The organism is Streptomyces sp. NPDC006655 (assembly GCF_040703965.1).
In the GTDB taxonomy this organism is placed as follows: Bacteria; Actinomycetota; Actinomycetes; order Streptomycetales; family Streptomycetaceae; genus Streptomyces.
Genome location: NZ_JBEYJU010000065.1, coordinates 13,162 through 25,354 on the forward strand (window position 1 = coordinate 13,162; position 12,193 = coordinate 25,354).

Consider the following 12,193-nt stretch of genomic DNA (forward strand, 5'->3'; position numbering starts at 1 on the left):
CCGGACCCGGATGCCTACTGTCGCCCCCATGCCGGAACTCCAGTCGCTCCGTCCCGACCACGTCCCGCCGCTGCTCGTCTTCGAGCAGGAGAACCGCGCCTATTTCAGGAGGACCGTCCCCGATCGCGGCGACGACTACTTCGCCCGGTTCGAGGAGCGGATCCAGGCACTGCTGGCCGAGCAGGAGGCCGGGATCTGCCACTTCCATGTGCTGGTCGACCCGGCGGGCGCGGTGCTGGGCCGGGTCAACCTGACGGATGTCGCGGACGGCGCCGCCGACCTGGGATACCGGATCGCGGAGCGGGCCGCCGGGCAGGGCCTCGCCACCTGGGGCGTACAGGAGGTGTGCCGACGCGCCGTCGGCGCCTACGGGCTGACCGCCCTGCGGGCCGCCGCCACCCTCGACAACATGGCGTCGCGTGCCGTGCTGGCCCGGACCGGGTTCACCGTCACCGGCGAGACCCGGCTCTCGGGCCGTCCGGGGCTGACGTATGTGCGCCGGCTCCGGCCGTAGCCCCTGGGGGCGCTGCCGGGCCGTCCGTCCGCGGCGGCCGTGGTGTTCGGGAGCACCGCGGCCGCCGCGGCGTCGGTCAGCCGGCCACCGGCCTGCCGCGGCCCCAGGCCCAGGCCAGGCGGTCGGCGCCGGACTGGTTGGTGGTCTCCAGCCAGGGCCGGTCGGTGGGGCCGGTCAGCTTCTGCATCGAGTAGATGTCGTCGGTGCGCAGGCCGGGCCAGTACACCGAGCCCATGCCGAGCTTGCGGAAGGTGTCGGTGTCGGCCTGGATGAAGTTGACCGGGTTGCTGGACGGCGTCGGCACGTCGTAGTTCAGACCCGTGGTCATCTCGGCGCCGAACTCGTCCGCGACCGTGCGGTTCGCGCAGTCGCCGAGGCGTTCCTTGAGGTCGGCCACCCACTGGTCGTAGGTGGCGTAGCTCTTCCAGAAGCCGTAGTGGTGCAGGGAGAGGTAGGTGCCCTTCAGACGCGGGTCGGCGCAGACGGTGGTGACGTGGTCGTTGTAGCCGGCGCCGCTGACGAAGACGCGGTCGTGCGGGACGGACGGGTAGGTGGCGAGCCACTTCGCGGCGATGTCGGCCCACTGGGCGTCGGTGTAGCCGTGCGGCTCGTTCATCGGCTCGAAGTAGACGTGCGGGTCGTGCCGGTAGGCCTTCACCACGGTGTCCCACATGGGCCAGTAGGTGGCCTCGTCGTCGATGAAGCCGTCCTTGTCGGCTCCGGTGCCCTCCCAGTAGGAGACGATCACCTTGAAGCCGCGGTCGGAGGCCGCGTCGATGACCGCCCGGTACGACTTCCAGTAGGCGCCGTTGACCGTGTAGGGGTTGATGGGCAGCCGCACGGTGTTGGCGCCGAGGTTGGCGCGGAAGGCCGAGATGATCCGGCTCGACTTGGCGTAGGTCCGCGCGTAGTCGTCCGAGGTCGACAGGCCGGAGAGCTGCAGGTAGTCGTCGGCGTAGTTGTCGCGCGGGTCGGCCCAGTTGACGCCCTTGAACTGGCTGGTGCCGTGGCCCGGCGCTGCGGCGGAGGCGGCGGCGGGACTGCCGGTGAGGGTGGTGGCACCGATCGCGGCGATCGCGACCGCCGCGAGTGCGGCGCGGGTGCGGGGGGTGACACGGGTTCTGGCGGGGGTCTTGCGCATCAACGTGCCCTTTCGGAAGACGGCGGCTCGGCGCGAGGGGGGATCGGGACCCAGGCAACGTGTTCACGTAAACATCAGGCAGACGTGTTCACGTGAACATCCGCTGCGCGGCCTTCGGACGGGATCTCCGTCGGGGCTGGTCACGCGGCGATGTTTACGTAAACTCGAAAGCGTCGGAATCGTGGCACCCGCTCCTGCGGTCGTCAAGATTCCCGGTCCCGACTTCCCGCGCATGAAGGAGATTTGAGGGATGGGCCGATGGTCCTGAACGAACCCGAGCGGCCGGCCCCACCGGCCGCGGGCGGTGCGGGGCGGGGCGGTTCCGGGGTGCCCGGCGGGCGCCGCAAGCAGCGGGTCTCCATGGCGGACGTCGCCCGGCTCGCCGGAGTCTCCTCGCAGACCGTCTCGCGGGTCTCCAACGGGCGTCCCGGGGTGATCGGTTCCACCCGCGAACAGGTGCTGGCCGCGATGCGCGAGCTGGACTACCGGCCCAACAGCGCGGCCCGCGCGCTGCGTTACGGCCGGTTCAACACCATCGGCGTGATCCTGTTCAGTCTGTCGTCCACGGGCAGCAGCCGCACCGTGGAGGCGATCGCCACGCATGCCGCCGCGGAAGGCTACGCGATCACGCTCATCCCCATCGACGTGCCCACGCAGGACAACGTGCTGGGCGCCTTCACGCGGATGGGCGAACTGGCCGTGGACGCCGTGATCGTCATCATGGAGATCCACCTGCTGGACACCGCCACCGTGCAACTGCCGCCCGGCGTCCACGTGGTGGTCGTGGACTCCGACGCCGGGGACCGCTACGGCGTGGTCGACACCGACCAGGCCGACGGCGCGCGCCGGGCCGTACGGCATCTGCTGGAGCTGGGCCACCGGACCGTGTGGCACGTGGCCGGTCCCGAGTCCTCGTACGCGGCCCAGCGCCGCGCCCATGCCTGGCGGACGGTGCTGGCGGAGGCGGGGCGCCCGGTTCCGGCCCCGCTCCGGGGTGACTGGTCGGCCCAGTCCGGTCACGCGGCCGGGCTGGCGCTCGCCGGAGAGCCGGAGTGCACGGCCGTGTTCGCGGCCAACGACCAGATGGCCCTGGGGCTGCTGCGCGCCTTCCACGAACGGGGCCGGTCCGTCCCGGCCGACATCAGTGTGGTCGGCTTCGACGACACGCCGGACGCGGCCTTCTTCATCCCGCCCCTCACCACCGTCCACCAGGACTTCGCCGAGGTCGGCCGGCGCTGTGTGGAGGACGTCCTGCGCCAGCTGCGCACCGGCGACGACTGCCGCCCCGGCACCGACCTCGTCCCGGCCCGTCTGGTGATCAGGGACAGCACCGCCCGGCCGCGCACGGCATGACGGCGCGGGCGGGTCTCCCCGCGGGTGAGGGGGACGGCGCGGGGTACCCGGGGCGGGACCGTGGTGAACGGCACCGCGGGGACCTGGGAGTGGTCCTGTGTCCATGACGCATCCTGCCGAGCGCTCCCGTGACGGTCGGGGCTGGTTCGAGCGGCTGGCCGAGGCGGCCTCGAACGTCACCAGTTCCGCGCTGTTCATGTGCTTCTGCGTGGCCCTGGTCGTCGCTTTCGTCGCCGTGCACGTCTCGGGCCTCGGCCTGAGCTGGCAGCTGCTCGTCGGCGACGTCATGACCTCCGTGAACCTGCTGCTGCTCGCCCTGCTGAAGAACTCCGAGCGGCGGGCGGAGCACGCCGTCCAGCGCAAGCTCGACAGCATCGCCGGGGCGCTGCTCGAGCAGCGGGAGGGCGGGCGCCCGCAGGAGTCGGCCGGGGACCTGCGCAAGGCGATCCGCATGGAGGAGGAGCTCTGATCCGGTGCGGCCGGGCGGGCGGACCGCCCGGCCGTCGGGTCCTCGTACCCTGGACGCTGTGCCTGCCGCCCCTCTGCATCGCGTCGCCGTCCTCGTGCTGGAGGGTGCGAAACCCCTCGACGTCGGCATCCCGGCGCAGGTGTTCACGACCCGGGCGAGCATGCCGTACGAGGTACGGGTGTGCGGCGCGGCGCCCGGTCTGGTCACCGGCGGCGACGGGCTGTCGTACCACGTCGCCGACGGCCTGGACGCCCTGGAGTGGGCGGAGATCGTGTTCGTCCCGGGGTACCGGTCCCCGGACCGGGACGACCCGCCGCGGGCGGTCGTCGACGCGCTGCTCGACGCGCACCGGCGCGGAGCGCGGCTGGCCGCCATCTCGACCGGGGCCTTCGCGCTCGCCGCGACCGGTCTGCTCGACGGCCGGCGCGCCACCACGCACTGGCACTACACGCGGGCCCTCGCCGAGAGACATCCCCTCGTCAAGGTCGACGAGAACGTGCTGTTCGTCGACGAGGGCAGCGTGCTGACGTCGGCCGGCGCGGCCTCGGGCATCGACCTGTGCCTGCACATCCTGCGCGGCGACCTCGGCGTGGCCGCCTCCAACCACGCGGCCCGGCGGCTGGTGGCGGCTCCCTACCGCAGCGGCGGCCAGGCCCAGTACGTGCCGCGCAGCGTGCCCGAGCCGCTCGGTGAGCGGTTCGCCTCGACCCGAGAGTGGGCGCTGCACCGGCTCGGCGAGCCGCTCACCCTCGACGCGCTGGCCCGCCACGCGGGGGTGTCGGCGCGTACGTTCTCGCGGCGGTTCGCGGAGGACACCGGCTACACGCCGATGCAGTGGGTGATGCGGGCCCGCATCGACCTGGCCCGGGAACTGCTCGAACGCTCGGAGCGCAGCGTCGAGCAGATCGCCGACGACGCCGGCCTCGGCACCGGGGCGAATCTGCGGCTGCACTTCCAGCGGATCCTCGGCACGACGCCGAGCGACTACCGGCGCACCTTCACCAAGGGCGAGTAGGGAGCCGGTCGGCCGGTGCGCCCCGGGGGCGGCGGGCTGGCGGGATCCTTGTGAACCATGGCGATCTCGCCGCTGGCACAGCCGTGGTGGGGGCCGCGAACCTGGTGGCGTAGCGAAGGGACACCACTTATGACTCGTATCGCCGTCAACGGATTCGGCCGCATCGGACGCAACGTGCTGCGCGCTCTGCTGGAGCGGGACAGCAGCCTGGAGATCGTCGCCGTCAACGACCTCACGGAGCCGGCCGCCCTCGCGCGGCTGCTCGCCTTCGACTCGACGGCCGGCCGCCTCGGCCGCCCGGTGAGCGTCGACGGGGACGTCCTCGTGGTCGACGGCCGCCGTGTCAAGGTCCTCGCGGAGCGGGAGCCGGCGCGACTGCCGTGGGCCGAGCTCGGCGTGGACATCGTGCTGGAATCCACGGGCCGTTTCACGTCGGCGAAGGCCGCCCGCGCCCACCTCGACGCGGGCGCGCGGAAGGTGCTGGTCAGCGCGCCGTCGGACGGTGCCGACGTCACGCTGGCGTACGGCGTGAACACCGACGCGTACGACGCGGAGCTGCACACGGTCGTCTCCAACGCGTCGTGCACGACCAACGCGCTCGCCCCGCTGGCCGCGGTGCTGGACGAGCTCGCCGGTATCGAGCACGGGTTCATGACGACCGTGCACGCGTACACCCAGGAGCAGAACCTCCAGGACGGTCCGCACCGTGACCCCCGGCGCGCCCGTGCCGCCGGTGTCAACATCGTGCCGACCACCACCGGCGCCGCCAAGGCGATCGGGCTGGTGCTGCCGAACCTCGACGGCAAGCTGTCGGGTGACTCGATCCGGGTACCGGTGCCGGTGGGCTCGATCGTCGAGCTGAACACCACGGTGGCCCGGGACGTGACGCGCGACGAGGTGCTGGCCGCCTACCGCGCGGCGGCCGAGGGGCCGCTCGCGGGCGTCCTCGAGTACTCGGACGACCCGCTGGTGTCGTCGGACATCACCGGCAACCCGGCCTCGTCGATCTTCGACTCGGCCCTCACCCGCGTGGACGGCCGCCACATCAAGGTGGTCGCCTGGTACGACAACGAGTGGGGCTTCTCGAACCGGGTGATCGACACGCTGGAGCTGCTGGCGCGCTGACAGCCTGGCCTGGCGCGCTGACAGCCTGGCCTGCCCGTCGTCCGGCGAGGAGGCGCTCCGGCGCGGCCTCGCCGGGGTGACGCCCCGGTCGTCAGGGCACGAGTACGAGGCGGATCGGGTTGCCGGTCTTCCGCTCCAGGCGGTGGATCGCCTCGGGGGCCTCGGCCAGGGGGATGTGGTCGGTGATGGAGGGGGCCAGGTCGAGACGGCCGCTGCCGGCCAGCCGGATCAGCTCGTGGACGTGGTCGAACGAGGATCCGTAATGGCCGTACACCTTCTTGTCCTTCAGGTTGAAGGTCGTCTTCTCGGAGATCGTGAGCGGCTCCGTGGTGATGCCCATCAGGACCAGCGCACCGTGGTCACCGAGCAGCGGCGACGCCTGTTCCCGGACCCGGGGAACGCCCGCGAAGTCGAAGGCGTGGTCGAGTCCGAGCCCGTCGGTGGCCCGCAGCACGGCTCCGGTGAGACCGGGGTCGGCGGGGTCGAGCGCGATGTCGGCGCCGAACGCGAGGGCCCGCTCCCGTGCACCGGGCAGCGGGTCGACGGTGTCCTCACGGGCGATCATGTACTGGGACCGGCCGCCGTCGTAGTCGACGCCGCGGCCGCGGAACGAGGCGCACCTGCCGCCCCTGACGCAGGTGGCGCACTCGCGGCAGGGCTGTCCCGCCTGCAGGGCGACCCGTGTGCCGACCGCCAGGCCCCGCCTGAGACCGGGCCCCAGGGCATGGATGACACCGGAGATCTCGTGCCCGAGGGTGAGCATGTCGGACCTCAGGCGCACTGGAGTGATGCTGCCGTCGACGAGATGCAGGTCGGAGAGGCACACTCCGGCCGCCTTCACCTCGACCAGTACCTCGCCCGGTCCGGGCTCGGGGACCGGGATCCCCTCCACGAGGAACTTCTTCGCGTCCAGGTGGACGCGTCCTGCCGGCTGGTGTCCATCGTTGTGGGTCTTCTTGAGTGATGAGGGGCTCCGGGGCCCACGACGGCCCGGGGAGCCCGCGAGGAGTGCGGGGTGCCGGGCGGAGCGGGGACACCACGCCGCCCGTGAGGTGCCGGGCCGTGGCCGGCCGCGTCCTGCTAGGAGGCGGCCTGTGCGCCCCGGTCGTGGGCGAGGACGGCGCGCCGGAACAGGGCATGGGCTCCGCCAAACACATAGGCGGCAGTCGCAACCTCCGGCTCAATCTGGTGCAATCCGGTACATCACGACCCTCCTGTGAGGCGGATTGACTCGCAACCAGGCTATGAGTCAACTTGTCTCACTGCGACCTGGGTCACCGCACGCCGCAGAGGGCCTCGGCGGACCCGGTGCCCGTCACGCCGTCCCGTCGAGGGGTCGCCAGGCCACCTCCCGCGCCTCGCCCTCGGGGAGGCCGAGCATGTGCAGGAGCATTTCGACCATGACCCCGGCGGCCCGCTCACCGTCGATCTCCGGTCTCGTGGACCACAGTTCCAGGAGGGCCAGGAGGCCGGCGTTCAGCACGGAGACGGCCAGGACCGGGTCGGCGACCGCGAAGCGCCCCGAGGCGATTCCCCGCTCCATGTCGCGGTGGGCATGCCGCACGAGCGGCCCGCGACCGGCATGGATGCGGCCGAGTCCGCTGTTGCAGAGGATGCGCATGATCTGCGGGCTCGCCGCGGCGACCCGTGCGCTGATGCGGACGACGGCCGCTATGCGTTCGGCGGGATCGTCGAAGCCACACAGGTGCCCTTCCACGGCCTCGGCGTACTCCGCCAGCACATCGGCGACTGCCGCGTCGAACAGATCTCCCTTGGACGGGAAGTGGTTGTAGAACGAGCCCAGACCCACGTCCGCCCGCTCCGCGATGGAGCGGATGCTGACGCCGGCACCCTCGGACTCGGCGAGGACCTGCCGGGCGGCACGGACGAGAGCCCGCCTGGTCTCCCCGCGTCGGCGCTGGAATCGGTTGGCGGGTACTCCTGACATCGGCATCACCAATGCTCGAGAACGGCACTACTGATGAGTTCATCATTCACCATTATCGATCGGTGCAGCCCGGGCCGCGACCCCGGGAACCCATGACCCCCCATGGCTTACGTCACACATGTCCGATATTGGGCCTATTTCGTCGAGACTGATACTTTCATCAGAAATGGACGTATGCGCGTCCCTTTCCCACCAGAAGAACGGAATCGATGATGAAGACCCTCCCCATGCCGCTCGCCGACCTCAAGCTCACCGGCCCGCGCGACATGCCGACCGCGGTCCTGGCGATGCTTGACTCGCAGGGAATGGTGGTGGGATGGACGCAGGCCGCCCGGGACCTCGTGGGGTACCCGGCCCACGAGGTGGTCGGCCGCTCCGCCGCACACGTGCTGCCGTCACCGGGGCACGCCATCAGGATCACGCGGTCCGCCGGGCAACCCGGTGCGCAAGGGGGCGGGTCCGGTCCCGTGACGGTGCGCCACCGTGACGGCCGCACACTCGAACTGAGTCTGCGGATCTCGACCCTGTGGGGGCCGCACGGCCAGTTCTGCCGACTGGTGACGACGACCGGTCCCGGCGCGGTGCGCGCAGGGGCGATGAGCGAACCGGTGACCGCATCGCTCCTCGCACGCGCGCCGATCGGCATCGCCGTCCATGACCCGCAGCTACGGTGCGCCTGGGTGAACGACGACATGGAGTGCCATGACGGCATCCCTCGTGGCCGATGGCTCGGGCGTCGCCTGACGGAGTTCCTGCCCGCCTTCGAGGCCGAGGCGCTCGAGGTGGTGATGCGCCAGGTACTGGAGGGCGACACCACCATGCACCACGAGTACCGGGCCTGGCCACCGACGGACCGGCGTCGCGAGCACGCGTTCGCGTCCTCCTTCTTCTGCTTGCAGGGCGCGGACGGCACACCGATGGGTGTGTGCTCCATGACCGTGGACGTGACCGGCAACCGGCAGGCCCGTGAGCGCCTTGCCATCCTCAGCGAGGCCAGCACCCGTATCGGCAGCACCCTCGACGTCCCGCGGACCGGACAGGAACTGGCCGAACTCGCTGTCCCCCTGCTCGCCGACCACGTCCTCGTCGATCTGGTGGAGCCGGTCTCGCTCGGCGTCGAGCCCGCGCCGCGATCCGGCATGCCGGGCGGCCGCCCCCCAGAACTGCGCCGCGCCGGTCTGGCCTCCGTCGACCGAGGCGTCGTGAAGTTGCCCTGGGCGCCCGACGAGGTCATCCGGCCCGCCCCGGGATCGCCGTTCGCCACTGCGCTGACCACGGGCAGGTCGTACCTGGAAGCGGTGCTGGACACCGGCTCCGCCCCCTGGGTGCGGCACGACCCGGTGCAGAAGCGGACGATCCGCGAGAGCGGTGTCCACTCCCTGATGGTGGTGCCCGTCCGGGCGCGCCGCGCCGTGCTGGGGCTGGCGCTCTTCGGCCGCTCGAAGCCGCGGACGCCGTTCACGGAAGACGACCTGCTCCTTGCCGAGGAGCTTGTCAACCGAGCCGCGCTCTGTCTGGACAACGCTCTCCAGTACGCACGTGAACGCACCGCCGCCCTCGCTCTGCAACGGGATCTCCTCCCCCACCAGGTCCAGGGCGGTGCCGGGGTCCAGGTCGCCTCCCGTTACGTGCCGGCCGACACCGACCGGGGTGTGGGAGGTGACTGGTTCGATGTGATCAAGCTGTCCGGTGCCCGGGTGGCCCTCGTCGTCGGCGATGTGGTCGGACACGGGATCAACGCGGCGGCGACCATGGGCCGGCTGCGCACCGCCGTGCGCACACTCGCGGAACTGGACCTGCCTCCCGAGGAGTTGCTGAGCTGCCTCGACGACACGGTGAGGCGGCTGAACGACGAGGAGAGCGACGCGCGTGACGCGGTGCAGACGGAGGTGGGCGCCACCTGTCTGTACGCGGTCTACGACGCCACCACCCGACGGTGCACCATCGCTCGGGCAGGACACCCGCCGCCCCTGATCGTCGCGCCGACGGGCCAGGTCACCACCCCCGACCTGCCCGCCGGAGCCCCCCTCGGACTCGGTCTCGGCCTGGTGCCCTTCGAGTCCGTGGAACTGGAGCTGCCCGAAGGCAGCCTGCTCGCCTTCTACTCGGACGGTCTGGTGGAGTCCCGCGACCATGACCTCGACGTCGGCATGAACCGCCTCGGCGCCACACTGGGCCGGCCGGGTTCGTCCCTGGAGGAGCTGTGCTCCCAGGTGATCGACGCGCTGCCGCCCCGGTCCCCCCGGGACGATGTGACCCTGCTCCTGGCGCGCACTCACGCACTCCGGCCGGCGCACGTCGCCTCCTGGGAACTGCCGAACGAGCCGGCCGCCGTTCCCACCGCCCGGCGCCTGGTCTCCGGTCAGCTACGGGAGTGGGGGCTGGAGCCTCTTGTCACCAGGACGGAGCTGATCGTCAGTGAGCTGGTCACCAACGCCATCCGTCACGGCGCCGGTCCGAGTCGCCTGCGGCTCATCCGGCACCACGTCCTGAGCTGCGAGGTCTTCGACAGCCACACCGGACACCCACGCCCGCGCCGGCTCGGCGAGCTCGACGACCACGGCCGCGGTCTCTGCCTCGTCGCTCAGCTGTCACGCCGGTGGGGGTCCCGTCCCTCGGCGGACGGCAAGGTCGTCTGGGCGGAACAGAACCTGCCCGTCACCGCCCTCGCGGCGTGACGCTGAGCGCGACGAAGGAGCAGCCCTTTGGATGACGCGTCGGCGGGCATGCGCCGGGTGCCCGGGTGCGGATGCCCGGGCCGGGCCGCAAGCTGATTCCACAGGCCGCGACTCTCGAAGAACGTGTCATGGTGGCGGTGGCCTCAGGTGCGATCGCCGGGCAGTCGGCCCGGTGCGGGCCGTGACCGGGAACACGTCACGGCCGGTGTCCGGCGCGCGGCGGCCCTGGCTGATCGTGAATCCGCGCTCGGGCGGCGGAAAGGCGCGCCGGTTCCGGATCGCGGAACGCGCCCGTGCGCTCGGAGCCCGAGTCTTCCTGATCGATCCGTCCCGGCCCCAGGACCTGGCAGCGGTCGCCCGGCGCGCGGTCGACGACGGTGCGGATCTGCTGGGCGTGGCCGGCGGAGACGGCACACAGGCGCTCGTCGCCGAGGTGGCCGCCGAAAGTGGCCTGCCCTTCCTGGTCGTTCCGGCGGGCACCCGCAACCACTTCGCGATGGACCTCGGCCTGGACCGCGGGGACCCGGCGGCCGCGCTGGAGGCCCTCACCGACGGGGTCGAGCTGCGGGTGGACCTGGGGTGGGCCGGCGAGCGGGTGTTCGTCAACAACGTGTCGTTCGGGGCATACGCGGCCCTGGTGCAGGATCCGGCCTACCGCGAGGACAAGATCGGCACGATCTTGCGGATCCTTCCGGAGTTCCTGGCCCTGCACCAGGGCCCTGAGCTGGTGGTACGCGCGGGGGCGCGTACGGTGGACCGGCCGGATGCCGTGCCGGTCAGCAACAACCCCTACCAGGTCGGCGACCCGGCCGGGCTGGACAGGCGGGCGCGGCTCGACTCCGGGCTGCTCGGGGTCCTGGCCGCCAGGGCGCAGACGCCCGCCGAGACGGCCGCCGGGCTGCGCCGCGGGCAGTTGCACGGGCTGACCCGTCTCGAGACGCCCGACGACGTCGTCGTCCAGGCGGACACCCCGGAGGTCCCCGTCGGGCTGGACGGCGAAGCCGTCACCCTGCCAACTCCCGTGCGGTGCCGGATCAGTCCCGGCACGCTGCGGGTGTGGGTGCCACGCCGCGGGCAGGAGGCCTCACCCGCCGGACGGCGGGCGGCGGGACGGACCCTCGTCCAGCGGGCGGCCGCGCGCGCAGAGCGGGTGCGTCACCGTCACACCGGCTGACGGAGTCACACCGGCTGACGGAGGCGCACCAAGGCGTCGCTCGCCGCCACCCGCCTCACCCGCGCCTGCGCTCCGCGCGTCCCTGCGGTCAGTGCTGAGGGTGTGCCCGGGCGTGGAAGAGCGGGCGCCGCCGGGTGGCCGTGTCGGGAGCGGTGTGGCCGAGTTCGACGCGCGTCCTGACGGCGCGGACCGCTTCGGTCAGGCCCAGGACGATGGCCATGACGCCGGTCACGAGGGTGAGTGTGGCGATGGAGGCGAACGGCAGGACGATCATCACGATGCCGGCCATGGCACCGATGATCCCGAAGGCCACGTGCCAGCCACGCGCCGGCATGACCGGGTCGGAGGCCGCGGCGGCCGTCTCCAGGACGCCCCGCAGCAGCCAGCTGAAGCCGATCCACAGGGCGAGCAGGAAGATCGACTCGAGGGGGCCCCGGAAGCAGATCAGCCCCAGCAGGACGCAGGCCGCGCCGCTGATGAAGTGCAGTACGCGAAGATGCCGGCGGACGTGCGTGCCGAAGGCGGCGGCGAGTTGGAAGACGCCGGTGGCCAGCAGGTAGACACCGAAGAGCAGGCCGACGACGCGGAGCGTCGGGCCCGGCCAGACCAGGGCCACGACGCCGAGGGCGATGGTGGCGAGCCCCATGGTCAGCAGGAGCTGCCAGCCCAGGTTCGCGAGCGCGGCCGCGCCGTCGGCAAGCGGAGTCTGCTGAGGTCCGGTGTCCCGTGGCGGGACAGGACCGGTGGAAGCGGAAGGAGATGTCATGTCAGCTGCC

11 protein-coding genes are annotated in these 12,193 nt (G+C 71.9%); 7 read left to right on the forward strand and 4 right to left on the reverse strand.

Annotation, left to right across the window (positions count from 1 at the left end):
* Positions 1–28 precede the first annotated feature (28 nt).
* On the forward strand, positions 29–514 hold the full coding sequence (locus AB0958_RS30480; protein ID WP_366893688.1) for a GNAT family N-acetyltransferase: 486 nt from the start codon (positions 29–31) through the stop codon (positions 512–514).
* Positions 515–590: 76 nt separating this feature from the next.
* Here the strand turns inward: AB0958_RS30480 and AB0958_RS30485 are convergent, their stop codons facing one another.
* Complete coding sequence (locus AB0958_RS30485; RefSeq protein WP_366893689.1) at positions 591–1,655, reverse strand: cellulase family glycosylhydrolase; 1,065 nt, start codon at positions 1,653–1,655, stop codon at positions 591–593.
* A gap of 360 nt (positions 1,656–2,015) precedes the next feature.
* On the opposite strand from AB0958_RS30485, the gene AB0958_RS30490 reads away from it, so the two are divergent.
* The 4 genes from AB0958_RS30490 to gap all read left to right on the forward strand — a co-directional run bounded on the left by AB0958_RS30490 (position 2,016) and on the right by gap (position 5,617).
* Complete coding sequence (locus tag AB0958_RS30490) at positions 2,016–3,008, forward strand: LacI family DNA-binding transcriptional regulator (protein WP_366893714.1); 993 nt, start codon at positions 2,016–2,018, stop codon at positions 3,006–3,008.
* A gap of 103 nt (positions 3,009–3,111) precedes the next feature.
* Positions 3,112–3,477 (forward strand): low affinity iron permease family protein, encoded by a 366-nt coding sequence (locus tag AB0958_RS30495; protein ID WP_366893690.1) that lies wholly within the window; start codon positions 3,112–3,114, stop codon positions 3,475–3,477.
* A gap of 58 nt (positions 3,478–3,535) precedes the next feature.
* On the forward strand, positions 3,536–4,492 hold the full coding sequence (locus AB0958_RS30500) for a helix-turn-helix domain-containing protein (RefSeq protein ID WP_366893691.1): 957 nt from the start codon (positions 3,536–3,538) through the stop codon (positions 4,490–4,492).
* Between the two features lie 129 nt (positions 4,493–4,621).
* On the forward strand, positions 4,622–5,617 hold the full coding sequence (gene gap / locus AB0958_RS30505; protein WP_366893692.1) for a type I glyceraldehyde-3-phosphate dehydrogenase: 996 nt from the start codon (positions 4,622–4,624) through the stop codon (positions 5,615–5,617).
* Between the two features lie 91 nt (positions 5,618–5,708).
* Here the strand turns inward: gap and AB0958_RS30510 are convergent, their stop codons facing one another.
* Both AB0958_RS30510 and AB0958_RS30515 read right to left on the reverse strand, forming a co-directional pair.
* On the reverse strand, positions 5,709–6,509 hold the full coding sequence (locus AB0958_RS30510) for an alcohol dehydrogenase catalytic domain-containing protein (protein ID WP_366893693.1): 801 nt from the start codon (positions 6,507–6,509) through the stop codon (positions 5,709–5,711).
* 423 nt (positions 6,510–6,932) lie between these two features.
* On the reverse strand, positions 6,933–7,565 hold the full coding sequence (locus AB0958_RS30515; protein ID WP_366893694.1) for a TetR/AcrR family transcriptional regulator: 633 nt from the start codon (positions 7,563–7,565) through the stop codon (positions 6,933–6,935).
* A gap of 209 nt (positions 7,566–7,774) precedes the next feature.
* Here AB0958_RS30515 and AB0958_RS30520 point away from each other — a divergent pair, with 209 nt between their 5' ends.
* Both AB0958_RS30520 and AB0958_RS30525 read left to right on the forward strand, forming a co-directional pair.
* Positions 7,775–10,243, forward strand: coding sequence for a SpoIIE family protein phosphatase (locus AB0958_RS30520; RefSeq protein WP_366893695.1), 2,469 nt, complete (start codon positions 7,775–7,777; stop codon positions 10,241–10,243).
* Positions 10,244–10,424: 181 nt separating this feature from the next.
* Positions 10,425–11,417, forward strand: a complete 993-nt coding sequence (locus tag AB0958_RS30525) for a diacylglycerol kinase family protein (RefSeq protein WP_366893696.1) — start codon at positions 10,425–10,427, stop codon at positions 11,415–11,417.
* A gap of 88 nt (positions 11,418–11,505) precedes the next feature.
* Here AB0958_RS30525 and AB0958_RS30530 read toward each other — a convergent pair whose 3' ends face one another.
* A complete protein-coding gene (locus AB0958_RS30530) occupies positions 11,506–12,183 on the reverse strand; it encodes an HdeD family acid-resistance protein (RefSeq protein WP_366893697.1) in 678 nt (225 codons plus the stop codon).
* Positions 12,184–12,193 lie beyond the last annotated feature (10 nt).

Coding starts and splice junctions, on each gene's coding strand:
- AB0958_RS30480 (WP_366893688.1), top strand. CDS start 29: ATGCCGGAACTCCAGTCGCTCCGTCCCGACCACGTCCCGCCGCTGCTC.
- AB0958_RS30485 (WP_366893689.1), bottom strand. CDS start 1,655: ATGCGCAAGACCCCCGCCAGAACCCGTGTCACCCCCCGCACCCGCGCC.
- AB0958_RS30490 (WP_366893714.1), top strand. CDS start 2,016: ATGGCGGACGTCGCCCGGCTCGCCGGAGTCTCCTCGCAGACCGTCTCG.
- AB0958_RS30495 (WP_366893690.1), top strand. CDS start 3,112: ATGACGCATCCTGCCGAGCGCTCCCGTGACGGTCGGGGCTGGTTCGAG.
- gap (WP_366893692.1), top strand. CDS start 4,622: ATGACTCGTATCGCCGTCAACGGATTCGGCCGCATCGGACGCAACGTG.
- AB0958_RS30515 (WP_366893694.1), bottom strand. CDS start 7,565: ATGTCAGGAGTACCCGCCAACCGATTCCAGCGCCGACGCGGGGAGACC.
- AB0958_RS30520 (WP_366893695.1), top strand. CDS start 7,775: ATGATGAAGACCCTCCCCATGCCGCTCGCCGACCTCAAGCTCACCGGC.
- AB0958_RS30530 (WP_366893697.1), bottom strand. CDS start 12,183: ATGACATCTCCTTCCGCTTCCACCGGTCCTGTCCCGCCACGGGACACC.